The sequence below is a fragment of the Mesorhizobium sp. B2-1-1 genome (assembly GCF_006442975.2).
GTDB lineage: Bacteria > Pseudomonadota > Alphaproteobacteria > Rhizobiales > Rhizobiaceae > Mesorhizobium.
This window is the reverse complement of sequence record NZ_CP083954.1, coordinates 1,088,154-1,114,174: the sequence shown is the minus strand read 5'-3', so window position 1 is coordinate 1,114,174 and position 26,021 is coordinate 1,088,154. Positions and strand designations below refer to the sequence as shown.

Here is a 26,021-nt window from a genome sequence, read left to right as displayed (position 1 = left end):
CTCCATTTCCTGCGGCCACGTTTCGAGTACCGCGGCGCGCAAGCGCCCAGGCAACAGACCCGCGCCTCTCCGGAGGCGCGGGTTTTTCATTTGGAAACAGCGCGTCAAAATGAGCATCCATCGCTCATCGCATGGCCGGCCCTCAGGCGAGGAAATCGGCGCGGTGCGGCGTAAAGCTGTCGACGAGCCGGCCGGCTTCGAGCGCCTTGACGCCGTGCACCAGGCCTGACGGCACGATGAAGCTGCCGCCTGTCTCGAGGATTTCGGTCCGGCCGTCGATGGTCACCTCGAAGCGGCCTTCGGCGACGTAGCTTGCCTGTACATGCGGATGCGAATGCAGGGCGCCGACGCCGCCCTTGTCGAAGGCGAACTCGACCATCATCAGTTCATCCGTGTGCAGGAGAACGCGCCGCCTGTTGCCGTCCGGCGTCGCCGTCCAGGCGCCCGCGCCGGCCTGGGAGAAGATTTTCGTTTCGCTCATCGCAATATCCTCATCGCGCCAGCCAGCCGCCATCCACCGGCACCACCGCGCCATGCATATAGTCCGACGCCGGCGCCAGCAGGAAGGCCACCGCATCGCCAACATCTTCCGGCCGGCCCCAGCGGCCGGCCGGGATGCGCGCCAGGATAGAGGCGCTGCGGTCGGGATCGGCGCGCAGCGCCTGCGTATTGTTGGTTTCGATATAGCCCGGCGCGATGCCGTTGACGTTGATGCCTTTCGCTGCCCATTCGCAGGCGAGCAGCCGGGTGATGCCGAGCACGCCGTGCTTCGAGGCGGTGTAGGACGCGACGCGGATGCCGCCCTGGAAGCTCAGCACCGAGGCGATGTTGACGATCTTGCCTTTGCGTCCGCCGGCAAGGACGCGCCTGGCAAAGCCTTGGCAGAGCAGAAAAGCCGTCTTCAGGTTGAGGTCGAGCACCTCGTCCCAATCGGCCTCAGAAAGGTCGATTGCATCGGCGCGCCGGATGATGCCGGCATTGTTGACCAGCCCGTCGAGCGGCCCGCTTTCGTCCCACACGCGCTCCAGCATCGGACCTGCGGCAGATGTGTCGGCAAGGTCGGCCGCGACCGCCTCGAACCGCCCGCCCGCCGCGGCGATCCTTGCGGCCGTCTCATCCATCGAGGAACGGCCGACACCGACGACCGTGCCGCCGGCGCGCGCGATCGAGACGGCAATGCCCTGGCCGATGCCGGTGTTGGCGCCGGTGACGAGGATGCGCCGGCCGGTCAGGCTGAAGGCGGAAAGATCGCTCACCGCAGGTCTTCCATCGCCACCGGATCGACATCGGTATAGTCGACATTGTCGCCGGCCATCGCCCAGATGAAGGCATAGCTGGAGGTGCCGGCGCCTGAATGGATAGACCAGCCCGGCGACAGCACGGCCTCCCCGTTGCGCATGACGATGTGTCGGGTCTCGTCCGGCTCGCCCATGAAATGGAAGACGCGCGCCGCCTCCGGCAGGTCGAAATAGAGATAGGCCTCCATGCGCCGGTCGTGCACATGGCACGGCATGGTGTTCCAGATGGAGCCCGGCGCGAGTTGCGTCATCCCGACGACGAGCTGGCAGGTCCTGGCCCCGTCGGCATGGATGAACTGGAAGATCGAGCGTTCATTGCAGGCCTCCTTGCTGCCGAGATCGAGACGCCGGGCGTCACCGATGCGGATCAGCCGGTTGGGAAAGGTTTGATGCGCCGGCGCGCTGAGCAGATAAAACTTTGCCGGCGCCGCCTTGTCGACTGAGGCGAATGACACATCCTGCGTGCCCATGCCGAGATAGAGCATGTCGCGCGCCTGCAGCTCATGGAGCTGGCCGCCGGCTTCGATCGTGCCGGCGCCGCCGATATTGACGGCGATCAACTCGCGGCGCTCGAGAAAGCCTTTCGTTCCGGTCGGCTTGATTGCCTCCAGCCGAAGCGGCGCGCCGGCCGGCATCGCGCCGCCCACGATCATGCGGTCGTAATGTGTGTAGGTCAGGCTGACGCGGTCGGGCTGGAACAGGTCTTCGATGTGGAAATTGTGGCGCAACTCGTCGGTCCCCATGGCCGCGGCGGCGGCGGGGCCGATGGCAAAACGCGATGTATAGTCGGTATGGTTCTGGCTCATTGCTGTCCTGACTTGAGATGGATCATTCGCCGCCGGCCGCCTTGACCGAGTCGGAATAATAGACCTGCCGCGCATGCAGGCGCTCGCGATAGCGCTGCTGGCTGGCCGAGAGATGCGTGCGCATCGCCTCGCGCGCGGCTTCGGCATCGCCCGATGTGATCGCGTTCAGGATCACCAGATGCTCGCGCTGCAGCCCGCGCTGATAGCTGTCGGACTGCACAAGCTCGGTCGACCAGGGCGAGGTCACGTCGCACGGAATGGCACGCCGGCCGAGCACGTCGAGCATTTCGACATAGAACGGGTTATTGGTGGCGCTGGCGATGGCGCGATGGAAGGCGAGATCGGCCGGACCGGTCGGCTCGCTGGCGAGCAATAGCCGCTCGAAGTCGAAGAAGGCTTCCTGGATCGCCGCCTCCTGGGCCGCGTTGCGGCGGATAGCGGCGAGCCCGGCCGATTCGATCTCGATGGCGAGCCGCACTTCGAGCACGTTGAGTGCGATCGAATCCTTGCTGCCCATATCGGCCGCGAGCGCGCCGAACATCGTCGAGATGTGCTCTGTGACGAAGACGCCGGCACCCTGCCGCGGCTCGACCAGGCCATCGGCGGCGAGCTTGGCCAGGGCTTCGCGGATGACGGTGCGGCTGACGCCGAAGGTTTCGGTCAGCTGGCCCTCGGTCGGCAGTTTGTGGCCGGGCAGGATCTCGCCGGCCTGAAGCTGCCTGCGGATTGCCGCGACGACGGTCTCCGACAGTTTGGGTTTTCTCTCGACCCTGAGGTCGGTTGCGCTATCCAATGCCATGTCGTCCTCTATTTGAACACGCTCGGCAACCAGAGCGAGATGGCCGGAATATACGTCACCAGCCCGAGAACCATGATACCGGCGCCATAGAACGGCCAGATCGAGCGCATCGCTTCCCAGACCGTGATCTTGCCGACGGCGCAGGCGACGAACTGCACCGTGCCGACCGGCGGCGTGTTCAGCCCGATGCCGAGATTGAGAATGGTGATGACGCCGAAATGCACAGGATCCACGCCATAATGCGTGACAAGCGGCAGGAAGATCGGCGTGCAGATGATGATCATCGGCCCCATGTCCATGAAGGTACCGAGCACCAGCATCAGGACATTGAGCAGCAGCAGCACGACGAGCGGATCGGTGGAGATCGCATTCATGCCGGCGATCAGCAGCACCGGCACTTTGAGATAGGCCATCAGCCAGCTGAAAGAAGCCGCCGTGCCGATGATCAACAGCACCATCGAAGTGGTGCGCACGGCGCCCTTGGTGGCGTGGACGAAATCGCTCCAGCCCATCGAACGGTAAACGAGGACGGTAACAAGCAAGGCGTAGAGAATGGCGATGCACGAACTCTCCGTCGCTGTGAAGATTCCGGAGCGGACGCCGCCGAAGATGATGCCGATCAGGAGCAGTCCCGGAATAGCGATGAGCGCCAGCTGCCCGACGCGCGAAAAACCGGGGAAGGCCTCGACCGGATAGCCGCGGCTGCGGGCGACGAAATAGGCGGTGACCATCAGCGAGGCGGCGAACAAAAGGCCCGGTAGTATGCCGGCGGTGAACAGGTCGGCGATCGAAATCTTGCCGCCCCCTGCGATCGAATAGATGATCATGTTCTGCGATGGCGGCAAAAGCAGCGCGATCAGCGCCGCCATCGAGGTGACGTTGACGGCATAGTCGGCGCCATAGCCGCGTGCCTTCATCTGCGGGATCATCAGCCCGCCGACGGCCGCGGCCTCGGCCACGGCCGAGCCGGAAATGCCGCCGAACAGCGTGCCGGCGATGATGTTGACTTGGCCGAGACCGCCTCGGACATGGCCGACCAGGGAGCCGGCAAAGGAAACGATGCGCTGCGCGATGCCGCCGCGCACCATCAGATCGCCGGCATAGATGAAGAACGGGATCGCCATCAGGGAGAACACGCTCATGCCCGACTTCATTTGCTGGAACACGACCAGGGGCGGCAGGCCGAGATAGAGCACGGTGGCGAAGGAGGCCGCACCGAGGCAGAACGCGATCGGCGTGCCGCCGAACATCAGCAGCGTGAAGACGCCGAACAGGATCCAGAGTTCCATCTAGGCCTCCTGCACCGCCGGCATCTCCGGCACGTCCTCGAGATTGATGTCCTTGTCGATATCGACGCCCGACCAGCGCAGCGCGATGCGCTCGGCCGAGAACAGGCAGATCAGCACGCCGCCGGCGACCAGCGGCAGATAGTCGAAGCCGCCCGGCAGCTCGAGCGCCGGGATGATGGTGTGCCAGGTCAGGCCGACAAGCTTGCAGCCGTACCAGACCATGCCGAATCCGAAGCCGAGCACGATCAGGTCGGACAGCGTGCGCAACGCTCCCTTGCTGCCTTTCGGCAGGACATAAAGCAGCACGTCGAACCCCATATGGTAGTTCTCCCGCACGCCGACGGCGGCGCCGAGGAAGATGAACCAGTTCATCAGCATGATGGCGCTGGTTTCGGTCCAGCTCGGCGACGAATTGAGCACGAAGCGGAAGAAGACCTGATAGGCGACGAGCGCGGTCATGGCGACCAAGCCGATGCCGGCCAGGTAGAGTGCCCCGTCGCAGATCCTCGAAAGCACGACGCTGAACCGTGGCGGCGCCGCGCTGCTTGTCATTGTCGCCATCTGATCCTCCCGATCGCCGGCCGGTCACGAAGGCGCGGGACGGCGTGCATTGCCCGTCCCGCGGCCGACTTCACTTGGTTGCCTGGACGCGGGCGGCGAGGTCCTTCAGCGCCCGCGTCGACAGGTATTTGTCGTAGACCGGCTTCATCGCGTCGATCAGCGGCTGCTTGTCGATCTCGCTGACCTTGACGCCTGCCTTTTCGACGATATCGCGGGATTTCTTCTCCTGCGCGTCCCACAGTTCGCGCATCTTGACGACGCTGTCCTTGGCCGCCTGGCGCACGATCGCCTGGTCTTCCGGCGAGAGCTTGTCCCAGCTCGCCTTCGCCATCACCAGCACCTCCGGAACGATCTGGTGCTGGTCGAGCGTGTAGTGCTTGGCGACCTCATAGTGCTTGGCGGATTCGAAGCTCGGCCAGTTGTTTTCCGCGCCGTCGATGACGCCGGTCTCAAGTGCCGAATAGACTTCGCCATAAGCCATTGGCGTGGCGTTGGCGCCCAGTGCGTTGACCATGTCGACGAACACGTCCGACTGGATGACGCGGAATTTCATGCCCTTCAGATCGGCGATCGAGGCGATGTCCTTCTTGGTGTTGTAGAAGGAGCGCGCGCCGGAATCGTAGAAGGCCAGACCGACCAGGTCATGTGCCTCGAAAGCTTTCAGGATGTCGTCGCCGATCGGCCCGTCCATGACATGGCGCATATGTTCGACCGAGCGGAATATGTAGGGCAGCGACGGCACCGCGGTTTCCGGCACGATGCCGTTGAACGGCCCCATCGAGACACGGTTGAGGTCGATGACGCCGGTCTGGGTCTGCTCGATCGTGTCCTTCTCCTCGCCGAGCTGCGCCGAATGATAGACCTCGACCGAATAGCGGCCATCGGTGCGCTGCTTGATCAACTCGCCCATGTATTTCACCGCCTCGACCGTCGGATAGCCGTCGGGGTGCGTGTCGGCCGACCGCAGCACGGTTTGCGCGTTGGCGATGCCAATCAGCAGCGAGCCGAACGCGAATGTAGCCGCCGTCAATTTCGAAAAATGCAACATGACTTTCCTCCCTTTTTCAAAAATCAAGGCGCCGGCTCAGAGCCGGCGCATCACCAGCCCGTCATCCCTGCTCAATCTTGGCCATTTCGGTCAGCATCCGGTGCGGGCGAGCGAGCGTGGACGCGCGTCGGTGCTAAGCAGCAAATCCGCATCTGTCACTGCCACGGTGATCCTCCCCATGAGGCGTTATCGGTAGGGTCGCAAGGAAATAATGTCAACATACAAAAGATTGATTGTTGTATGATGACTTTGACCCGGGAACCGGCCATTGTGCCGGACGGCAGTGGATGTTACGCCGCTGCCGTTTTCCTTCGCCGACCCTACGGGGCGGCTCCCAAAGGCCAATCGGGGACTTCGCACAGCAATGAACAGGCGTCTTTCGAAGGATACGATCGCGACGTTGCCGGCCAGGATCGCCGTGCCGCGTTTTGATCGCGCATCGGTCACGCAAGGCATCGTGCATCTGGGGGTCGGCGCCTTTCATCGCGCCCACCAGGCAGCCTATGTCGACGATTGCCTGGCTGCCGGAGAGACGGATTGGGGCATCGTCGGCGTGTCGCTGCGCAGTGCCGACACGCGCGATGCGCTTGCGCCGCAGGACGGGCTCTACACGCTGGCGATCCGCAGCGGGGGCGAGGAAAGTCTTCATGTCATCGGCTCCATCGGCGCGATGCTGGTGGCGCCGGAAGATCCCGCCGCCGTGCTGGCCGCGCTGACCGATCCGCGCACCCGCATCGTGACGCTGACCATCACCGAGAAAGCCTATCTGCGGGCCGCCGGCGGCGGGCTCGACGCAGCCCACCCTGACATCGCCCACGATCTGGCGAACCCGCATCTGCCGAAGACCGCGCACGGTTTTCTGGCCGAGGCGCTTGCACGCCGTCGCGCGGCCGGCTTGCAGCCCTTCACCGTGCTCTGCTGCGACAACCTGCCTGCCAACGGGACGACCTTGCACAGGCTGCTGGTGGAATTCGCCGCGCTGCGCGATGCCAGCCTCGGTGAGAAGAGCGCTACCAGGCTTGCCGGCCATATCGCCGACGAGGTCGCGTTTCCCTCGAGCATGGTCGATCGCATCGTGCCGGCCACGACCGATGCCGACCGGGCGCGGATCGCTCTCGAGCTCGGCGTCGACGACGCCTGGCCGGTCATGACCGAGCCGTTCCGCCAGTGGGTGGTCGAGGACAATTTTCCGGCAGGCCGCCCGGCCTGGGAAAAGTTCGGCGTCACCATGGTCGGGGATGTCAGGCCCTTCGAGGACATGAAGCTGAGACTGCTCAACGGTGCGCATTCGGCCATTGCCTATCTCGGCCTGCTCAGCGGACACGCCACCGTCGACCGCGCCTTCGCCGATCCGGCGATCAGGCGCTTTGTCGATGCGCTGTGGGCCGAGGCAATCCCGACGCTGCCCACCGATGCCGGGCTGGATACCGCGAGCTATACGGCAGAGCTTGCCCAGCGTTTCTCCAACACAGCACTTGCCCACCGCACCGCGCAGATCGCCAATGACGGCAGCCAGAAACTGCCGCAGCGCATCATGGCCTCCGCGATCGAGCGCCTCCATTCAGGCGCCGCGCCCGGACATCTCATGCTGGCGGTTGCCGCCTGGATCGCCGCCTGCGAAGCGCGCGGCAAATCCCTGCCCGACGGCCATTTTACCGACCCGCTCGACATGCCGATGACGGCGATCATTGACCGGAATCTGCCCGCTGCCGAAACCGTCGCGGCAGTGTTCGATCTCGCTGGCTTCGCGACCGGGGCGCCTGAGCGGCCAGGATTGATGGACCTTGCGGCCGTCCATCTCGAGCAGTTGCGCCGTGGCGGACCGACTCAGGCCTTCGCGGCATTGGGCATTTAAAAACAAAAAAGCGAGGCAAGGCCCCGCTTTTCAGTCGAGTACTGGTGCCAGCCTCAAGCCGGCAGGATGGCGCCTTCCAGCGTGGTGAGCTGGCTGAGGAATTGTTCGGCCTTCGTGCGCGACCGGTCGTCCTTGGCGTCGGCGGCGTCTTCCCTGGCTTCCTGGATGCGGCGCGCGAGATCGGCGCGGTCGACATCCTTCACCGCGACAGCCGATTCCGCCAGCAGCGTGCAGCCGGCCGGAACGATGTCGGCGAACCCACCGAACACCACATAACGCTCTTCACCGCCCGAGGCGGCCTTCACCGTCACGACGCCTGGCTTGATGGTGGTCATGACCGGTGCGTGATGCGCCATGACGGTCATCTCGCCCTCGGCACCCGGAATGACGACGGCCTCGACCTCTGCGGAAACCAGCAGGCGCTCCGGCGAGACCAGTTCGAACTTGAAAGCTTCAGCCATGTCGATTTAGCGAGTAGGCAATAGTGAGTAGGGAAGTAGGGAGAAGGGGCAATTTGCCCCCGGTCACCTGCCTGCCATTCACTACTGACTACTGACTACTCCCTATTCCCTTGATTAAGCCGCTTCAGCCGCGAGACGCTGTGCCTTCTCGACCGCTTCCTCGATGCCGCCGACCATGTAGAAAGCGGCTTCCGGCAGGTGGTCGTAGTCGCCGTTGCAGAGGCCCTTGAAGCCCTTGATGGTGTCGGCGAGGTCGACCAGTTTGCCCGGCGCGCCGGTGAACACTTCGGCGACGAAGAAGGGCTGCGACAGGAAGCGCTCGATCTTGCGGGCGCGGGCCACCGTCTGCTTGTCCTCTTCCGACAGCTCGTCCATGCCCAGGATGGCGATGATGTCCTGCAGCGACTTGTAGCGCTGGAGGATCGACTGCACCTGGCGCGCGACGGCATAATGCTCTTCGCCGACCACCAGCGGGTCGAGCATGCGCGAGGTCGAGTCCAGCGGATCGACGGCCGGATAGATGCCCTTTTCGGCGATCGAGCGGTTGAGCGTCGTCGTCGCGTCGAGGTGGGCGAACGAGGTCGCCGGCGCCGGGTCGGTCAAGTCGTCGGCCGGCACGTAGATGGCCTGCACCGAGGTGATCGAGCCCTTGGTGGTGGTGGTGATACGTTCCTGCAGGGCGCCCATGTCGGTGGCGAGCGTGGGCTGATAGCCCACGGCCGACGGGATACGGCCGAGCAGCGCCGACACTTCGGAACCGGCCTGCGTGAAGCGGAAGATGTTGTCGACGAAGAACAGCACGTCCTGGCCCTGGTCGCGGAAATATTCGGCGACCGTCAGGCCGGTCAGTCCGACGCGGGCACGCGCGCCCGGCGGCTCGTTCATCTGGCCATAGACCAGCGCCGCCTTGGAGCCTTCGCCGCCGCCCTTCTTGTTGACGCCGGATTCGATGAACTCGTGATAGAGGTCATTGCCCTCGCGGGTGCGCTCGCCGACGCCGGCGAACACCGAATAGCCGCCGTGCGCCTTGGCGATGTTGTTGATCAGTTCCTGGATCAGCACCGTCTTGCCGACGCCGGCGCCGCCGAACAGGCCGATCTTGCCGCCCTTGGCGTAAGGTGCGAGCAGGTCGAGCACCTTGATGCCGGTGATCAGGATCTGTGCTTCCGTCGACTGTTCGATATAGGCCGGGGCCGGCTGGTGGATCGAGCGCAACTCGACCGCGTCGACCGGGCCTGCTTCGTCGACCGGCTCGCCGATGACGTTGATGATGCGGCCGAGCATGCCCGGACCGACCGGCACGGCGATCGGGCCGCCGGTGTCGCGCACTTCCTGGCCGCGCACCAGGCCTTCGGTGGAATCCATGGCGATGCAGCGCACGGTGTTTTCACCCAGATGCTGGGCAACTTCGAGAACCAGGCGGTTGCCGACATTGGTGGTCTCGAGCGCATTCAGGATCGGCGGCAGGTGATCGCCGAACTGCACGTCGACCACGGCGCCGATGACCTGCCGGACCTTGCCGACGATGCCGGTGGCTTTGCTGGCCACGGCCGGGGTTTTTACCGCGGCGGCCCTGGTCGGCGCTGCCGCTTTCTTGGCCGGAGCCGCCTTAGCTGCTGCGGCCGGAGCCTTTGCCGGTGCCGCCTTGGCCGGGGCTGCTGCCTTGGGAGCCGCCGTCTTGGGGGTCGCTGCTTTCGCCATCGTCTTTACCCTTTTCGTCCTTTGTTTCTCGCGCGGTCGGATCGAGGTCGTTGACCCCGGGAAACCGTGCCTAGAGCGCCTCGGCGCCCGAAATGATTTCGATCAGTTCCTTGGTGATCTGCGCCTGGCGCTGGCGGTTATAGGTGATCGACAGCTTGTTGATCATCTCGCCGGCGTTGCGCGTGGCGTTGTCCATCGCGCTCATCTTGGCGCCCATTTCGCCAGCCGCGTTTTCGAGCAGCGCGCGGAAAATCTGCACCGCGATGTTGCGCGGAATGAGCTCGGACAGGATTTCACCCGGCTCGGGTTCGTATTCGTAGACGGCGCTGGCGCCGTCAGCAGCCTCGGCCGGAGCTGACGAAGCAGCGGCCGGAATGATCTGCTGCGCGGTCGGAACCTGGCTGATCACCGACTTGAACTGCGAATAGAACAGCGTGCAGATGTCGAAGCCGCCCTCGTTGAACAGGTGGATGACCTTGCGGGCGATCGTGTCGGCATTGACGAAGCCGAGCGTCTTGACCTCGCGCAGGTCGATCCGGTCGAGGATCATCGACGCATAGTCGCGGCGCAGGATATCGAAACCCTTCTTGCCGACGCAGATGATCTTGACCTGCTTGCCGTCGGCCAGGAGCCTGCGGATGTGGTCACGGGCAAGACGGGCGATCTGCGAATTGAAGCCGCCGCACAGGCCGCGCTCGGCCGTGCAGACAACAAGCAGGTGCACGTCGTCCTTGCCGGTGCCGGTCATCAGCGCCGGGGCATCGCCACCGCCGCCGATCGCCTGGGTGATGTTGGCCAGCACGGAACCCATGCGCTCCGAATAGGGGCGCGCCGCTTCCGCGGCCTCCTGTGCACGGCGCAGCTTCGCCGCGGCGACCATCTGCATCGCCTTGGTGATCTTCTGCGTCGCCTTGACCGAGGCGATACGGTTACGAAGGTCTTTTAATGAAGGCATGCTTCAAACCTGATCCCGTCTTGTCTCATCCGGACTGGCGCTTCGCTCAGGCGAAGGTCTTGGCGAAAGCGTCGATCTCGGCCTTCAGCTTGCCGCGCAGATCGTCCGACAGCGCCTTTTCCTTGCGGATTGCGTCGAGGACGTCCTTGCCGGCCGAACGCATGTGGCTGAGCAGGCCATGCTCGAACTTGCCGACCTGGTTGACCGGCAGCTTGTCGAGATAGCCGTTGACGCCGGCGAAGATCACCGCGACCTGCTCTTCCGTCTTCAGTGGCGAGAACTGCGGCTGCTTCAGGAGCTCGGTCAGGCGCGAACCGCGGTTGAGCAGGCGCTGCGTGGCGGCATCGAGATCCGAGCCGAACTGCGCGAAGGCCGCCATTTCGCGGTACTGCGCGAGCTCGCCCTTGATCGAGCCGGCAACCTGCTTCATCGCCTTGATCTGCGCCGAGGAGCCGACGCGCGACACCGACAGGCCGACATTGACGGCTGGACGGATGCCCTGGAAGAACAGGTTGGTTTCGAGGAAGATCTGGCCGTCGGTGATCGAGATCACGTTGGTCGGGATATAGGCCGACACGTCGTTGGCTTGGGTTTCGATGACCGGCAACGCCGTCAGCGAACCGTTGCCCATGTCGTCATTGAGCTTGGCGGCGCGCTCGAGCAGGCGCGAGTGCAGGTAGAAGACGTCGCCCGGATAGGCTTCGCGGCCCGGCGGGCGGCGCAACAGCAGCGACATCTGGCGATAGGCGACGGCCTGCTTCGACAGATCGTCGTAGCTGATCAGCGCATGCATGCCGTTGTCGCGGAAATACTCGCCCATGGTGCAGCCGGCGAACGGCGCCAGGAACTGCATCGGCGCCGGATCAGAAGCGGTGGCGGCGACGATGATCGAATATTCGAGCGCGCCGCGCTCTTCCAGCACCTTGACGAACTGCGCCACGGTCGAGCGCTTCTGGCCGACGGCGACGTAGACGCAGTAGAGCTTTTCCTTCTCGGGGCCGTTGTCGTGCACCGACTTCTGGTTGAGCATCGTGTCGAGGATGATGGCGGTCTTGCCGGTCTGGCGATCGCCGATGACCAGCTCGCGCTGGCCGCGGCCGACCGGGATCAGCGCGTCGATGGCCTTGAGGCCCGTCGACATCGGCTCATGCACCGACTTGCGCGGAATGATGCCGGGCGCCTTGACGTCGACGCGCTTGCGTTCGGTCGCCTTGATCGGGCCCTTGCCGTCGATCGGGTTGCCGAGCGCGTCGACGACGCGGCCGAGCAGGCCGGGACCGACCGGAACGTCGACGATCGCGCCGGTGCGCTTGACGGTGTCGCCTTCCTTGATGTCGCGGTCGGCGCCGAAAATGACGACGCCGACATTGTCGGCTTCGAGATTGAGCGCCATGCCGCGGATGCCGCCGGGGAATTCGACCATCTCGCCGGCCTGGACATTGTCGAGGCCGTAGACGCGGGCGATACCGTCACCGACGGACAGCACCTGTCCAACTTCGGAGACCTCGGCCTCCTTGCCGAAATTCTTGATCTGGTCTTTCAGAATTGCGGAAATTTCCGCGGCGCGGATGTCCATCAGCCGACCTCTTTCAGTGCAAGCTTGAGCGAATTGAGTTTGGTTTTGAGCGACGTATCGATCTGGCGCGAGCCCATCCTGACCACCAGCCCGCCGAGCAGCGACGGATCGACGGTGACGGAGATGGAAACGTCCTTGCCGGCAACGCTCTTCAGCGCCGCCTTGAGTTCAGTCTGCTGGGCAGCGCTCAATTGGTGAGCCGACGTTACCTCGGCGGTCGTCTCGCCACGATGTTCGGCGGCGATCTGGCGGAATGCCCTGATCATGCCGGGCACGGCGAACAGCCGGCGGTTCTTGGCGACGACGCGCAGGAAATTGCCGGTCAGGCCGGTGATCCCGGCCTTGTCGGCGATCGCCGCGATGGCCTTGGCCTGGTCCTCGCTGGAGAACACCGGGCTGTTGATCAGCCGGGTCAAGTCGGCGCTGCCCGCGAGCATCGCCTCGAAACTGTTGAGGTCGGCTTCGACCTTGGCGACGGAATTCGCCTGCGATGCCAGTTCGAACAGCGAACCCGCATAGCGTTCTGCGACACCTGAGATTGGCGATGACGATTGGGCCACGGACCGTCTTTTCTCTTGTCTGACAGGCCGCAGATTGTTGGCGCGAGCGAAAACTCTGGCTAAATCTTTGACCTTACTGCATTTTTTCAAGCACGGAGGCGCGGCTTCCGCTATCCCCGGCCGAAAGTCGATTGCCGTCTAGCACAGGCCTTTTAAGACCGCAATGCGTCGTTCCGCATGGTTTTCAGGCACTATTGTCGCATCCGGGGACGAAGTCCCTGGATTGCCTGCGGATTCAGGGCAGGAAGCCGAAGGCAAAGGCAAGCGGCAACGCCGCCAGCGCCAGTTCCACGACGATGGAAACCCAGTTGAAGGGCGTGTTGGCGCCATCCGACATCATCGACAGCAACCGGCCGAAGGCGGTGAACAGCCAGGAGAAGCCGAGCGCCATGTAGATCAGCGGCTGCGCCAGCAGGATGCAGCACAGGCCGACGCCGAGATAGAAGCCCGACATGCGGCCGCGCCCTTCGGCGATCGCCGCCGCCTTCTCCGGCTTGACCTGCAAGCGCAGAATGCGGAAGGCAAGCCCCGGCGCCAGGAAAAGCACCAGGCCGAGCAGCACCGTGACGACGGCGCTCGACCAGGCCAGCCATTCGCCCTGGCTCACCGGCCATGGAAACGCAAAATCCATAGTGTCCCCTCGTAAATGCCGCTCTGAAATCGCGGGCATTCTAGCGGAGGAAAAGCCGCGCGCCAGATGGCGGCCAGCACTTTAGGCCAAACGCATCAGGAGAGCGCGAAGGCGACCGCCGCTTCAGCATGGATGCGCGTCGTGTCGAAGACCGGAATGTCGAAATCCTGCTGGCCGATCAACATCGTGATTTCGGTGCAGCCCATGATCACGCAGTCGACATTTTCATCGCGCCGCAGGCGGTTGATCTCGGCGATATAGGCGGTTTTCGATGGCTCGGTGACGATGCCCTGGCAGAGCTCGTCATAGATGATGCGATGGACCATGTCGCGTCCTGCCTGGTCCGGCACGATCGGCTGCAATCCATATGTGTCGGCAAGCCGGCGCTTGTAGAAATCCTGCTCCATGGTGAACCGTGTTGCCAGCAGCGCCGGGCGCCGCATGCCGGCCGCCTTGACAGCGGCTGCGGTGGCGTCGGCGATGTGGGTCAGCGGGACCGATACCGAGGCCTGCACCTGGTCGGCGAGCTTGTGCATGGTGTTGGTGCACAAAAGCAGGCCTTCCGCGCCAGCTGACTCGAGCTTGCGCGCGGCATCGACCAGAAGCGCGCCGGCGCCGTCCCAGTCCCCGTGATGCTGCAGCTCGGCGATCTCGGCGAAGTCGAAGGACCACAGCAGCAATTTCGCCGAATGCAGCCCGCCGAGACGCTGCCTCACGAGATCGTTGAGCAGGCGATAATAGATCGCCGTCGATTCCCAGCTCATGCCGCCCAGAAGGCCAAGGGTTTTCAAAACGGTTTCCTTTCCTTGCAGCGACTTATGATACAGTCCAAGGCGATGTTGAGGGCTACTCGATGAAAACAAAATCCAGCAGCAAAGCACGCAGCGAACTGTGCGCCGTGGTCGCTGAAGCCAGCAAAGGCAGCCCGACAACAATCACCAAGCGGGGACGCCCCGTGGCCATAGTGATATCGATCGAGACGCCCGTCGACTCTATCCTGAAGAGTTTAGGCAACGTCCCGAACTGAAGGACACGACCAGCAATCCGCGCGAACGCTGAGCGACCTTACAAAAAGCTCTGCGGATCGATGTCGACCTGCACCCGGACCGAGCCGCGCTGCTTCGGCCCGTTGGCGAGCATGGTCCGGATAAACCTTTGCATGTCGGCGCGGCGCTCGCCCTGGATCAGCAGGCGGAAACGGTGACGGCCGCCGAGCAGCGACAGCGGCGCTTCGGCCGGCCCGAGCACGAACAGGTCGGATGCCTCGGGCGCGGCACGGCGCAGGGCGCGGGCATGGCCCTCGGCTTCCGCCCGCGTCACCGCGCTGACGATGACGCCGGCGAGCCGGCCGAAGGGTGGCAGAGCCGCCCGCTCGCGCTCGGAAATCTCGCGCTCGTAGAACGCATCGGCATCGCCGGAGACGATCGCCCGCATCACCGGATGGTCGGGCTGGAAGGTCTGCAGCAGGCCGAGACTCTTCTTGCCGGTGCGCCCGGCGCGGCCGGTCACCTGGCTGAGCAGCTGGAAGGTGCGTTCGGCGGCGCGCGGATCGCCATTGGCAAGGCCGAGATCGGCATCGACGACACCAACCAAGGTCATGTTCGGGAAATTGTGGCCCTTGGCGACGAGTTGCGTGCCGATGACGATATCGGCCTCGCCATTGGCGATGGCTTCCAGCTCCAGCCGCAGCCGCCGCACGCCGCCCATCAGATCCGACGACAAAACGATGGTGCGCGCATCCGGGAAATGTGTGACGACTTCCTCGGCGATGCGCTCGACGCCCGGCCCGCAGGCGACCAGATGATCGAGCGTGCCGCATTCCGGACAGGCTTCCGGACGGCGCTCATTGTGCCCGCAATGGTGGCAGACGAGCTGGCCGCGAAAGCGGTGCTCGACCAGCCAGGCCGAGCAGACCGGGCAACCGAAGCGGTGACCGCAGACGCGGCACAGCGTCAGCGGCGCATAGCCGCGCCGGTTGAGGAACAAAAGCGATTGTTCCTTCCTCTCCAGCGTCCGTCGCATATGGTCGAGCAGCACCGGCGACAGGAAGCCGCCGCGCGCCGGCGGCGCGCGCCGCATGTCGATCGCTTTCAGGTCGGGAAGTGCCGCCTCGGCGAAGCGGGCGGACAGCACCGCCCTGGCGTAGCGGCCCTGGCTGGCATTGACGCGGCTCTCGACCGATGGCGTCGCCGATGCCAGCACCACGGGGAAGCCACCTATATGGCCGCGCACGACAGCCATGTCGCGGGCATTGTAGAAGACGCGGTCTTCCTGCTTGTAGGCGGGGTCGTGCTCCTCGTCGACGACGATCAGGCCAAGCTCCTTGAACGGCAGGAACAGCGCCGAGCGTGCGCCGGCCACGACCCGCACGCCGCCTTCCGCCACCTGCCGCCAGACGCGTTCGCGCATCCTCGGCGGCAGGTCGGAGTGCCATTCGGCGGGCTTGGCGCCAAAACGCTGCTGGAACCGTTCGAGGAAAGCGTGGGTCAATGCGATTTCGGGCAGCAGGATCAGCACCTGCTTGCCCCGGTCGAGTGCCGCCGCCACCGCCTCGAAATAAACCTCCGTCTTGCCCGAACCGGTGACGCCGTCGAGCAGTGCGACGTTGAAGCCGCTGCCCGCGACATTGGCGCGCAGCAGCCGCGCGGCTTCGTTCTGGTCGGGCATCAATTCCGGCGCGGCGTAGGCTGGGTCGGGCTCCGCCACCACGGGCTGCGGCGGGATCATCACCGTTTCGAACACGCCTTGCGCCTTCAGCCCTTCGATTACCGTCGACGACACGCCGGCCGCATGGGCAAGGCCGGATCGCGTCCAGGCCAGTCCGCCTTCGGCCGTCTCCAGCACGCGGGCCCGCGCATCCGTCATCCGGTCCGGAACGGCCGCGGTTCGCTGCAATCCCTCGATCCACGGTTCCGGATCGAAGGCCTCCGGCGCCCTCAGCAGCATGCGCGCCACCATGCCCGGCGCCGACAGCGTATACTGCGCCACCCAGTCGACGAAACGGCGCATCGCCCGATCGATCGGCGGACAGTCGAAGACCTGTTCGATCGGGCGCAGCTTTTTCGCGTCGACCGTCTCGACCGCGCCGTCCCACACGATGCCGGCGACCTGGCGGGGGCCGAGCGGCACGCGCACGATCGAGCCCGGCACCACCCGCATGCCGGCGGGCACGGCATAGGTGTAGGGGCGTTCGGCCGGCATCGGCACCAGCACCGGTGCGGCTGCGACAAAGGGCGAATCTTCGATCATGAGGCGTGACCTTGCCCCGACTTTGCTCTAGATCAAAGGGCAACGCTGAACGTGCCTTCCCAAGCACGAGGAAATCGTCAGGAGACCGCCATGAAATTTTTTGCCGACACCGCCGACATCAAGGAAATCCGCGAACTGATTGATCTGGGGCTGCTCGACGGCGTCACCACCAACCCGTCGCTGATTCTCAAATCGGGCGGCAAGATCTCCGAGGTCACCAAGCAAATCTGCGACATCGTCGAAGGTCCGGTTTCGGCCGAGGTCGTGGCCACCGAATACAAGCAGATGATGGCGGAGGCCGAGGTGCTGGCCAAGATCGCGCCGAATGTCGCCATCAAGGTGCCGTTGACGCTGGATGGATTGAAGGCCTGCAAGACGATCCGCACCCAGATGAACCGCATGGTCAATGTCACGCTCTGCTTCTCGGCCAACCAGGCGCTGCTCGCCGCCAAGGCCGGCGCCTCCTTCATCTCGCCCTTCGTCGGCCGCATCGACGATACCGGCTCGGACGGCATGGAAGTGATCCAGGAGATCCGTCAGATCTACGACAATTACGATTTCCAGACCGAGATCCTGACGGCTTCCGTGCGCACCGTGAACCACGTCAAGCAGGCGGCGCTCATCGGCGCCGATATCGTCACCGCGCCGCCCGCGACACTGAAGGCGCTGGTCAACCACCCGCTGACTGACAAGGGCCTTGCCGCCTTCCTCGCCGACTGGGCCAAGACCGGCCAGAAAATCGGCTGAGCGAGCTTATATCCGACACGAAAAAAGGCCGGGCAACCGGCCTTTTTTCGTGCGCTGCGGATCAAGAGGCCGGTCAGTCCGTGCCGTCATCCTCAGCTGCGGTTACCGGCGGGCGCCGGCCCATGATGATCTCGCGCTTGCCGACATGGTTTGGTGCACCGACCAGACCCTCCTTCTCCATGCGCTCGACCAGGGACGCGGCGCGGTTATAGCCGATGCCGAGGCGGCGCTGAATGTAGGACGTCGAGCACTTCTTGTCGCGCAACACCACCTTGACCGCCTCGTCATAGCTGGTATCGCCGTCCTCCGACGCAACGGCGCCCTTGTCGAATACCGCGCCCTCATCGCCTTCGTCTTCCTCTTCCTCCTCGTCGGCCGTCACGGTTTCCAGGTATTCGGGGCGACCCTGCGCCTTCAGATGCGCCACGACATGCTCGACCTCCACGTCGGAGACAAACGGGCCGTGCACGCGGGCGATGCGCCCGCCGCCCATCATATGCAGCATGTCGCCCTGACCCAGCAGCTGCTCGGCGCCCTGCTCGCCAAGGATGGTGCGGCTGTCGATCTTGGAAGTGACCTGGAAGGAAATCCGGGTCGGGAAATTGGCCTTGATCGTGCCCGTGATGACATCGACCGAGGGGCGCTGCGTCGCCATGATCAGGTGGATGCCGGCCGCGCGCGCCATCTGCGCCAGGCGCTGGATGGCGCCTTCGATCTCCTTGCCGGCGACCATCATCAGGTCGGCCATCTCGTCGACGATGACGACGATGTAAGGCATTGGCGCGAGGTCGATTTCCTGCTGCTCGAAGAGCGGCTCGCCGGTGCCTTTTTCGAAGCCCGCCTGCACGGTCATGACGACCGTCTCGCCGTTTTCGCGGGCTTGGGCGGCGCGCTGATTGTAGCCGTCGATATTGCGCACGCCGAGCCGCGCCATCTTGCGATAGCGGTCCTCCATCTCGCGCACCGCCCATTTGAGCGCGGTAACGGCCTTTTTTGGATCGGTGACGACCGGGGTCAGAAGATGCGGGATGCCGTCATAGACGGAGAGTTCGAGCATCTTGGGATCGACCATGATCAGCCGGCATTCCTCCGGCTTCAGCCGGTAGAGCAGCGACAGGATCATCGTGTTGATGGCAACCGACTTGCCGGAACCGGTGGTGCCGGCAACGAGCAAGTGGGGCATCTTTGCCAGTTCGGCGATGACAGGCTCACCGCCGATCGTCTTGCCGAGGCAGAGCGCCAGCTTGCAGCCGGTCTTGCGGAAGCCCTCCGATTCGATCAGCTCGCGGAAATAGACGGTTTCGCGCGCCTCGTTCGGAAGCTCGATGCCGATGACGTTGCGGCCCGGCACGACGGCGACGCGCGCCGAGATCGCCGACATGGAGCGGGCGATGTCGTCGGCGAGACCGATGACGCGGGAGGATTTCACGCCCGGCGCCGGCTCGAATTCATAGAGGGTGACGACCGGACCGGGGCGAACATGGATGATCTCGCCGCGCACGCCGAAATCCTCGAGCACGCTTTCCAGAAGATCGGCATTCTGCTCGAGCCGCTCCTGCGACATGTAGAAGCCTTGTCCCTCCGGCGGCTGCTGCAACAATTCTTCCGAGGGGAGTTCGTACGTCTCGCCCGTCGCGGTCGGCACGATCCTGCCGACCAGTGGCGCTCGCGACGATGCGCGCGCAGCCGGAGCCGGGACGGCTTGCTCCAGACTTTGCGTGACCTGGGCCGGAAGGGCGTTGCTCGCGACGGCGGCAATTGCGGCCTTCGCCCGGGCTTGCTGCGGCACACGGTTCGCCGCCGTCTGAACCGCGGCCTGGTTGGAGTTGGCCGGACGGACATCCGGCGCGGCGGACGGAGCTGGCGACCCGGGAAGGCATTCGATGACACGGAACAACGCGGTCGGATCGGCCGTTGGCGCGGGGCGGTTGTCGGTCCGCTCGGTGACCACGGGCGCGGTCGTGCGTGCAACCGGAACGGCCCGGGGCGCGGGTGACGGGCCTTCGACCAAATAGGGCGCCATGACCTCGAAAAAGACGTGATCCGACAGATAGGGCCAGCGCACATTTTCGCGGCCTGTCGTCTTGACCGGGGCTGTCGCTGCTTGGGCGGACGCTGCCGGTGCGGACGCCCGCGCCGCCGCAGTCATCCTGTGGCCCGCAGGCGTAGCGGCGGCCCGCGCCTTTTCGCCGGCATGCCCTGACGGAACGGGGGCCGGGGCCGGTTGCACCACCGCTCTGTTGCCGACGGGCGGCCTGGCGGCGCCCGAAGAAAGGTTTCGGCTTGGTATCGGCGCCGATGAAGACGTCCCAGCCGCGGTGGATTGGCCAGGTGCCTGCGGTGCTGGTGATTCGCTTTGCTCGACGGCAATCGCCTCGTCCCGCGGACGGCGCGTGCTGGCTTCATAGTCCGGCGTGCGCGTAAACCGCACATTGGGCGCCAGGAAGAAATAGTCTTGCCAGGCAGGGCTTTCGTTGCCGCCGAGATCGACAGGGGATGGGGAAGGGCCGGCTCCTGCTGCTCTTGCCCGCTGGCTGTCCGCCTTGTTGTCCACACCCGTGAAACGCTTCACCCCGGGGTCATCGGGCGACGCTGCCTTCAATGAACTGACCCGAGGAAAACGCTTGGATTCCATGCTCAAGACTCACGCTGAAATGTCTGCTGAGCAATAGAGAGCGAGTGGTTAACAGTTGCTTCCCGTCGGCCCCCCAAGAGCGGCGAAGCGTGACTTTCACAGCGGTGTCGGACGATCGGATCCGTGCGGCCGATCGTCATCCCACGATCCTCAACACACCCGCGCGCTTCGGCTAAAGGCGAACGGAGAACCGGCTCCGGAGCCGTGGCAAAGGCGGCCTTCAGGCACCAGATTGTTATGCCACCATGAAACGGAGAGCGGCGCTAACCGGCCGTCTTGCCGTGCCGTGCGAGATCCTGGGCGATGGACAGTTGCAGCGCGTTGGCAAGCTCGCGCGCGGCGCGGTTCTCGGCATCGATCTGTGCCCGGTACGCGGCGAATTCCTGGCGCGGCCTGTCGAAGGACGAAGTGATCGCCCGCTTGCCGGTCGCGATCACCGCCCCGGTTTTGGCATCGGTCAGCCTGTAGCCGGCGGTCAGCGTCACCGAACCGGCGGTCGGCTCGTCCTGGTCGGTTCCGACCTGCACGAGCGCCGAGGATTCAACGGCTTCGGTCACGCCGAGGTCGAGCGAGTAGGCCGGCGATGCCGGTTCGCCGGCGCCGCGCCCAAATCCGAAGATCAAATTGTTGCGCACCTGCTGGCCGTAACGCGTCCTGACCGGTTTGATGGCGATCGACGCCAGTTCGGCATTGGCGCTCGAGCCGGTCGACAGCGGCGCGCTCGAGTAGAGCGGCCGCACCTGGCAGGCCGAAACGAGCGCAAGCGAGCCGACAAGGCCGGCAAGCGCGGCACGGCGCAGCAAACGGCTCAGCTCTGTCTTTTCCCGATCAGGCAACGACATTGACGATCCTCTGCGGCACGATGATCACCTTGCGCGGAGCCTTGCCTTCGAGCGCCTTCTGCACGAAGTCGAGAGCGAGCACGGCTTTTTCGACCGCACCTTGGTCCGCGTCGCGGGCAATTGTCAAATCCCCGCGCTTCTTGCCGTTGACCTGGACCGGATAGGTGACCTCATTGTCAACGACCAGCGCCGGGTCGAAGATCGGCCACGGCCGTTCGGCGACCAGATCGGCACCGCCGAGCGCCTCCCAGCATTCCTCGGCCAGATGCGGCATGATCGGCGCGATCAGGTGCACGAGCACCTCCACGGCCTCCCGGCAGGCGCCTTTGAGCGCGGTATCGGCCTTGCCTTCGGCCACGTCATTGAGCGGCGTGGTCAGCACGTTGGCGAGTTCATAGATGCGGGCGATGGCGCGGTTGAATGCGAGTTTCTCGATGTCCTCGCCGACCGCTTTCAGGATCTTGTGCGTGGCCTTGGAAACCGCCCCGGCTTCACCGCCACCGCCCGCTATGGGTGCGATGCCGGCCAGCGATTCGGCCGCGGTCGAGACCAGGCGCCAGATGCGCTGCATGAAGCGATGCGCGCCGGCGGCGCCATCGTCGGTCCATTCGACGTCGCGTTCGGGCGGCGAATCCGACAGCATGAACCAGCGCGCGGTGTCGGCGCCGTAGCCGTCGGTGATGTCTTCCGGGCTGACCGTGTTCTTCTTCGACTTCGACATCTTTTCCAGGGAGCCGATCTCCGCCGTCTCGCCCGTGGCGATCTCGACGGCGCGGCGCTTGCCGTCGACGTCCTCCAGCCGCACCTCGGTCGGCGCCAGCCAGCGCCCGTTCGATGCCGATCCCACGCGATAGGTCTCGTGCACCACCATGCCTTGCGTGAACAGGCCCTTGAACGGCTCGGCCAGGTCGAGATGGCCGGTCTCGCGCATGGCCCGGGTGAAGAAGCGCGAATAGAGCAGATGCAGGATCGCGTGCTCGATGCCGCCGATATACTGGTCGACGGCCAGCCACTCGTTCGCCGCCTTCGGGTCGGTCGGCTCGTTCGCCCAGGGCGCGGTGAAGCGGGCGAAATACCAGGACGAATCGACGAACGTGTCCATCGTGTCGGTTTCGCGCCGCGCATCCTTGCCGCATTGCGGGCATTTGACGTGCCGCCAGGTCGGGTGGCGGTCCAGCGGGTTGCCTGGGCGGTCGAACTCGACATCGTCGGGCAGCTTCACCGGCAGGTCTGCCTTCGGCACCGGCACCACGCCGCAATCCTCGCAATGGATCATCGGGATCGGGCAGCCCCAGTAGCGCTGGCGCGAAATGCCCCAGTCGCGCAGGCGGAAGTTGACCTTGCGCTCGGCCATCGGCCGGTTGCCGATCGTCTTCTGCTCCAGCAGCTTCGCCACCTCGTCGAACGCCCGCTCCGGCTTCATGCCATCGAGGAAGCGCGAATTGATCATCACGCCGTCGTCGACATAGGCTTCCTCGATGACCTGGAAGGTCTTGGGCTCAGCCCCTTCCGGCATCACCACCGGGATCACCGGCAGGCCGTATTTGTTGGCGAAGTCGAGGTCGCGCTGGTCGCCGGACGGGCAGCCGAAGATGGCGCCGGTGCCGTAGTCCATCAGCACGAAATTGGCGACGTAGACCGGCAGCGTCCAGTTCTCGTCGAACGGATGCACGACGCGGATGCCGGTGTCGAAGCCCTTCTTCTCGGCCGTCTCCAGCGCCGCCACCGAAGTGCCCATATGGCGGACTTCGTCAATAAAGCTCGCCAGCGCCGGATTGGTCTCGGCGGCCTTCCGGGCCAGCGGATGGTCGGCGGCGACCGCCATGAAGGAGGCGCCGAAGATGGTGTCGGGCCTGGTCGTATAGACTTCCAGCTCTTGCTCGCCGGCGACGGGAGCCGCCAGCGGCCAGCGGATCAGCAGGCCTTCCGAACGGCCGATCCAATTGTGCTGCATCAGCTTGACCTTCTCGGGCCATTCGTCGAGGCGATCGAGCGAATCCAGGAGATCCTGCGCAAAGTCGGTTATCCTGAAGAACCATTGCGTCAGCTCGCGCTGTTCGACCAGCGCGCCCGAGCGCCAGCCGCGCCCGTCGATGACCTGCTCGTTGGCGAGCACCGTCATGTCCTCCGGATCCCAATTGACCTTCGAGGATTTGCGCGTCACCAGGCCTTTCTCGACAAAGTCGAGGAACAGCATCTGCTGGCGGTGGTAGTAGTCGACATCGCAGGTCGCGAATTCGCGCGCCCAGTCCAGCGACAGGCCCATGACCTTGAGCTGCTCGCGCATGGTGGCAATATTCTGATAGGTCCATTCCTTGGGATGGACCTTGTTCTGCATCGCCGCGTTCTCGGCCGGCATGCCGAAGGCGTCCCAGCCCATCGGATGCAGTACGTTGAAACCCTTGGCCCGCTTGTAGCGCGCCACCACGTCGCCCATCGTATAGTTGCGCGTATGCCCGATATGGATGCGTCCCGACGGATACGGGAACATCTCCAGCACGTAGTATTTCGGGCGCGGATCATCGTTGTGCGCCTCGAACAGCTTCCTGTCGGCCCAGGCCTTCTGCCATTTGGGCTCTGACGCGCGCGGATTGTATCGTTCGGTTGCCATGGGACGTTTTTCACTTAAAAAGCATGCGGACTGCGGGCGACAGCTCGGCAGTCCATTGGATGTGGTCCGGGTGTTCACCATGGTTTGGCAAACCCGTCAACCATATGGGTATCGCGTCTGGAAAAAACGCGGTCAAAACAGCGGGATTTGGACATGGACGATGCCGTTCAGCAGTTTTTCGCGGTCAAGGCGCAGATCGCCGCCGCCGAGCGCGAAGCCCGGCGCGACGCTGGCGCGGTGACGCTGGTCGCCGTTTCCAAGACCTTTGACGCCGCCGACATCAGGCCCGTCATCGAGGCCGGCCAGCGCGTCTTCGGCGAGAACCGGGTGCAGGAAGCGCAGGGCAAGTGGCCGGCGCTGAAAGAGGCTTTCCCCGATGTCGAACTGCATCTGATCGGACCGCTGCAATCGAACAAAGCCAGGGAAGCCGTGGCGCTGTTCGACGTCATCGAGACGGTCGATCGCGAGAAGATCGCCGCCGAACTCGCCAAGGAGATCGCCCGACAAGGCCGGGCACCAAAGCTCTACGTCCAGGTCAACACCGGCTCCGAGCCGCAGAAGGCCGGCATCGAGCCGCGCGACGCCGTGACCTTCGTCGCCCGCTGCCGCGATGTCCACGGCCTCGCCATCGAAGGCCTGATGTGCATCCCGCCGGCGGACGAGAACCCCGGCCCGCATTTCGCCCTGCTGGAAAAATTGGCGCGGGAGGCAGGCGTCGCCAAACTGTCGATGGGCATGTCCGGCGATTACGAGACGGCCATCGCCTTCGGCGCCACCAGTGTCAGGGTCGGTTCGGCGATCTTCGGCAGTCGATAAAGCCGTCCGCCCTGGGTTGGCCCTGTCGTCTGTGAGTTCTAAGCCCATGATACACAGACGGACTGAACACATCTTGCGAGTTAAGCGAGGAGTAGTCTTCTTGAGCTGGCAGCTGCGGGACGCAAGAAACAACCTCTCGAAGCTGGTAAGACAGTCGCGCGAAAAAGGGCCGCAAACCATTACGGTGCGAGGGCAGCCATCTGCCGTGGTGCTAGCGGTTGAGGACTACGAACGGTGGGTTGGCGCAAAGCCCTCCCTTGCGCAATATCTTCTCTCCGGCCCCGTCTGGGATGACGAGTTTGTCGAGGAGGTCAATCGCCGCCCGAACACAATGATCCGAGCGGTCCATCTCTGACAAGTTTCTGTCACCGGCAAGATGGTCCAGTTCTACCGGCTGATTACGCCAGCGCTGGAAACGAAACGTACCGTTCCTATTTGATCTGTGTCATCACAAATCTTTGGAGCCTTCGCCATGCGTTACAACCAGCTTGGAAATACCGGCCTGTTCGTCTCCGAACTCTGCCTCGGCACCATGACCTTCGGTGCAGCCGGCCAGAATGCCCAATGGGGCCTGATCGCCAGTCTCGACCAGAAAGGCGTCAACGAGATCGTCGGCCGCTCGCTCGCCGCCGGGGTCAATTTCTTCGACACGGCCGATGTCTATTCCTTCGGCGAATCCGAGCGCCTGCTCGGCCAGTCGCTCAGGGATCTCGGCGTTGACAGGTCGAGCGTGGTCGTCGCCACCAAGGTTCACGGCGCCATGGGCGAAGGCCCGAACCAGCGCGGCTCCTCGCGCGGCCACATCATGGACTCGGTCGATGCCAGCCTGGAACGGCTGCAGCTCGATCATATCGATCTCTATCAGTTGCACGGAACCGACGCGGTGACGCCGATCGATGAGACGCTCAGGGCACTGGACGATCTCGTCGCCAGCGGCAAGGTCCGCTATGTCGGCGTATCCAACTGGCAGGCCTGGCGCATCGCCAAGGCGCTTGGCATAGCCGACCGCAAGGGCTTTGCCCGCTTCGAGACCATCCAGTCCTATTACTCGATCGCCGGTCGTGATCTCGAGCGCGAGATCGTGCCGCTGATCAACGAGGAGAAGCTCGGTCTGATGGTCTGGTCGCCGATGGCCGGCGGCCTGCTGTCCGGCAAATACGGCCCTGGTGCGCCCGGCAATGGCCAGGGCCGCCGCGCCTCCTTCAACTTCCCACCGGTCAACGAGGACCGCGCCTGGGCGGCGGTCGCGGTCATGCGCGAGATCGCCAAAAAGCATGACGTCAGCGTCGCTACCGTGGCACTAGGCTATGTCCTGGCCAAGCCCTTCGTGATGAGCGTGATCATCGGCGCCAGCCGCATGGATCAGCTCGAACAGAACCTTGCCGCCACGAACCTCAAACTTGATACCGATGATCTCGCCAGACTGGACGAGGTGAGCGCGCTGCCGGCCGAATATCCCGGCTGGATGCTGGAGCGGCAGGCGGCCGGCCGGCGGCCGGCGCCGTTCGTGCCGAAGGCCTGATCGCTTTTCGAGCTTGCTTCGAAGCCGCGTGCCTTAGGTACGCGGCTTCTCAGTTAGAG

The 26,021-nt window shown here is 64.4% G+C and carries 24 protein-coding genes; 6 read left to right on the top strand and 18 right to left on the bottom strand.

Going from position 1 to position 26,021, the window contains the following annotated elements; genetic code table 11:
• Nucleotides 1-142: 142 nt before the first annotated feature.
• From FJ972_RS05345 to FJ972_RS05315, 7 genes are all read right to left on the bottom strand, one after another.
• Complete coding sequence (locus FJ972_RS05345) at nucleotides 143-481, bottom strand: cupin domain-containing protein (protein WP_140525007.1); 339 nt, start codon at nucleotides 479-481, stop codon at nucleotides 143-145.
• 10 nt (nucleotides 482-491) lie between these two features.
• Nucleotides 492-1,256: a 2-dehydro-3-deoxy-D-gluconate 5-dehydrogenase KduD gene (gene kduD, locus FJ972_RS05340; RefSeq protein ID WP_140525006.1), complete on the bottom strand. Its 765-nt coding sequence runs from the start codon at nucleotides 1,254-1,256 to the stop codon at nucleotides 492-494.
• Nucleotides 1,253-2,104, bottom strand: coding sequence for a 5-dehydro-4-deoxy-D-glucuronate isomerase (gene kduI / locus FJ972_RS05335; protein WP_140525005.1), 852 nt, complete (start codon nucleotides 2,102-2,104; stop codon nucleotides 1,253-1,255). The genes kduD and kduI overlap by 4 nt, the downstream gene beginning before the upstream one ends.
• Before the next feature lie 22 nt (nucleotides 2,105-2,126).
• Nucleotides 2,127-2,903 (bottom strand): FadR/GntR family transcriptional regulator, encoded by a 777-nt coding sequence (locus tag FJ972_RS05330; protein ID WP_140525004.1) that lies wholly within the window; start codon nucleotides 2,901-2,903, stop codon nucleotides 2,127-2,129.
• Nucleotides 2,904-2,911: 8 nt separating this feature from the next.
• Entirely contained in the window at nucleotides 2,912-4,192 is a 1,281-nt protein-coding gene (locus FJ972_RS05325) for a TRAP transporter large permease (RefSeq protein ID WP_140525003.1), read from the bottom strand.
• Nucleotides 4,193-4,744: a TRAP transporter small permease gene (locus FJ972_RS05320; protein WP_140493500.1), complete on the bottom strand. Its 552-nt coding sequence runs from the start codon at nucleotides 4,742-4,744 to the stop codon at nucleotides 4,193-4,195.
• Nucleotides 4,745-4,823: 79 nt separating this feature from the next.
• Nucleotides 4,824-5,801 carry a TRAP transporter substrate-binding protein gene (locus FJ972_RS05315; RefSeq protein WP_140525002.1) on the bottom strand — a complete coding sequence of 326 codons (978 nt, stop codon included), beginning with the start codon at nucleotides 5,799-5,801 and terminating at the stop codon, nucleotides 4,824-4,826.
• A gap of 364 nt (nucleotides 5,802-6,165) precedes the next feature.
• On the opposite strand from FJ972_RS05315, the gene FJ972_RS05310 reads away from it, so the two are divergent.
• The gene (locus FJ972_RS05310) at nucleotides 6,166-7,656 is read left to right on the top strand and encodes a mannitol dehydrogenase family protein (protein WP_140525001.1); all 1,491 of its coding nucleotides are present in this window, start codon (nucleotides 6,166-6,168) and stop codon (nucleotides 7,654-7,656) included.
• 53 nt (nucleotides 7,657-7,709) lie between these two features.
• On the opposite strand, the gene FJ972_RS05305 is transcribed toward FJ972_RS05310, so the two are convergent.
• The 7 genes from FJ972_RS05305 to FJ972_RS05275 all read right to left on the bottom strand — a co-directional run bounded on the left by FJ972_RS05305 (nucleotide 7,710) and on the right by FJ972_RS05275 (nucleotide 14,331).
• Complete coding sequence (locus FJ972_RS05305; RefSeq protein ID WP_140492977.1) at nucleotides 7,710-8,117, bottom strand: F0F1 ATP synthase subunit epsilon; 408 nt, start codon at nucleotides 8,115-8,117, stop codon at nucleotides 7,710-7,712.
• Between the two features lie 114 nt (nucleotides 8,118-8,231).
• Complete coding sequence (gene atpD / locus FJ972_RS05300; RefSeq protein ID WP_181165201.1) at nucleotides 8,232-9,818, bottom strand: F0F1 ATP synthase subunit beta; 1,587 nt, start codon at nucleotides 9,816-9,818, stop codon at nucleotides 8,232-8,234.
• Between the two features lie 70 nt (nucleotides 9,819-9,888).
• Nucleotides 9,889-10,773 carry a F0F1 ATP synthase subunit gamma gene (locus FJ972_RS05295; RefSeq protein ID WP_140492974.1) on the bottom strand — a complete coding sequence of 295 codons (885 nt, stop codon included), beginning with the start codon at nucleotides 10,771-10,773 and terminating at the stop codon, nucleotides 9,889-9,891.
• A 46-nt stretch (nucleotides 10,774-10,819) separates the two neighbouring features.
• Nucleotides 10,820-12,349, bottom strand: a complete 1,530-nt coding sequence (gene atpA, locus FJ972_RS05290) for a F0F1 ATP synthase subunit alpha (protein ID WP_140492971.1) — start codon at nucleotides 12,347-12,349, stop codon at nucleotides 10,820-10,822.
• Complete coding sequence (locus FJ972_RS05285) at nucleotides 12,349-12,909, bottom strand: F0F1 ATP synthase subunit delta (RefSeq protein ID WP_140492968.1); 561 nt, start codon at nucleotides 12,907-12,909, stop codon at nucleotides 12,349-12,351. The genes atpA and FJ972_RS05285 overlap by 1 nt, the downstream gene beginning before the upstream one ends.
• Nucleotides 12,910-13,144: 235 nt before the next feature.
• Nucleotides 13,145-13,540 (bottom strand): DUF4345 family protein, encoded by a 396-nt coding sequence (locus tag FJ972_RS05280; protein ID WP_140518245.1) that lies wholly within the window; start codon nucleotides 13,538-13,540, stop codon nucleotides 13,145-13,147.
• Between the two features lie 95 nt (nucleotides 13,541-13,635).
• A complete protein-coding gene (locus FJ972_RS05275; RefSeq protein ID WP_140525000.1) occupies nucleotides 13,636-14,331 on the bottom strand; it encodes an aspartate/glutamate racemase family protein in 696 nt (231 codons plus the stop codon).
• Between the two features lie 62 nt (nucleotides 14,332-14,393).
• Here FJ972_RS05275 and FJ972_RS05270 point away from each other — a divergent pair, with 62 nt between their 5' ends.
• Nucleotides 14,394-14,567 carry a type II toxin-antitoxin system Phd/YefM family antitoxin gene (locus FJ972_RS05270; protein ID WP_140524999.1) on the top strand — a complete coding sequence of 58 codons (174 nt, stop codon included), beginning with the start codon at nucleotides 14,394-14,396 and terminating at the stop codon, nucleotides 14,565-14,567.
• Nucleotides 14,568-14,605: 38 nt separating this feature from the next.
• On the opposite strand, the gene FJ972_RS05265 is transcribed toward FJ972_RS05270, so the two are convergent.
• The gene (locus FJ972_RS05265; protein WP_140524998.1) at nucleotides 14,606-16,789 is read right to left on the bottom strand and encodes a primosomal protein N'; all 2,184 of its coding nucleotides are present in this window, start codon (nucleotides 16,787-16,789) and stop codon (nucleotides 14,606-14,608) included.
• Nucleotides 16,790-16,879: 90 nt separating this feature from the next.
• On the opposite strand from FJ972_RS05265, the gene fsa reads away from it, so the two are divergent.
• Complete coding sequence (fsa, locus tag FJ972_RS05260) at nucleotides 16,880-17,536, top strand: fructose-6-phosphate aldolase (RefSeq protein ID WP_140518241.1); 657 nt, start codon at nucleotides 16,880-16,882, stop codon at nucleotides 17,534-17,536.
• A gap of 73 nt (nucleotides 17,537-17,609) precedes the next feature.
• Here fsa and FJ972_RS05255 read toward each other — a convergent pair whose 3' ends face one another.
• The 3 genes from FJ972_RS05255 to leuS form a co-directional block, all read right to left on the bottom strand.
• Nucleotides 17,610-20,171, bottom strand: a complete 2,562-nt coding sequence (locus tag FJ972_RS05255) for a DNA translocase FtsK (RefSeq protein WP_140524997.1) — start codon at nucleotides 20,169-20,171, stop codon at nucleotides 17,610-17,612.
• 263 nt (nucleotides 20,172-20,434) lie between these two features.
• Nucleotides 20,435-21,013 (bottom strand): LPS assembly lipoprotein LptE, encoded by a 579-nt coding sequence (lptE, locus tag FJ972_RS05250; RefSeq protein ID WP_140518239.1) that lies wholly within the window; start codon nucleotides 21,011-21,013, stop codon nucleotides 20,435-20,437.
• Nucleotides 21,000-23,624: a leucine--tRNA ligase gene (leuS, locus tag FJ972_RS05245; RefSeq protein ID WP_140524996.1), complete on the bottom strand. Its 2,625-nt coding sequence runs from the start codon at nucleotides 23,622-23,624 to the stop codon at nucleotides 21,000-21,002. Before leuS ends, lptE begins: the two co-directional genes overlap by 14 nt.
• Before the next feature lie 153 nt (nucleotides 23,625-23,777).
• Between leuS and FJ972_RS05240 the strand changes: the two genes are divergently transcribed.
• From FJ972_RS05240 to FJ972_RS05230, 3 genes are all read left to right on the top strand, one after another.
• Nucleotides 23,778-24,440, top strand: coding sequence for a YggS family pyridoxal phosphate-dependent enzyme (locus FJ972_RS05240; RefSeq protein WP_140524995.1), 663 nt, complete (start codon nucleotides 23,778-23,780; stop codon nucleotides 24,438-24,440).
• 100 nt (nucleotides 24,441-24,540) lie between these two features.
• Nucleotides 24,541-24,795 (top strand): type II toxin-antitoxin system Phd/YefM family antitoxin, encoded by a 255-nt coding sequence (locus FJ972_RS05235; protein ID WP_140524994.1) that lies wholly within the window; start codon nucleotides 24,541-24,543, stop codon nucleotides 24,793-24,795.
• A 117-nt stretch (nucleotides 24,796-24,912) separates the two neighbouring features.
• Nucleotides 24,913-25,962: an aldo/keto reductase gene (locus tag FJ972_RS05230; RefSeq protein WP_140524993.1), complete on the top strand. Its 1,050-nt coding sequence runs from the start codon at nucleotides 24,913-24,915 to the stop codon at nucleotides 25,960-25,962.
• The last annotated feature ends 59 nt before the right edge of the window (nucleotides 25,963-26,021 follow it).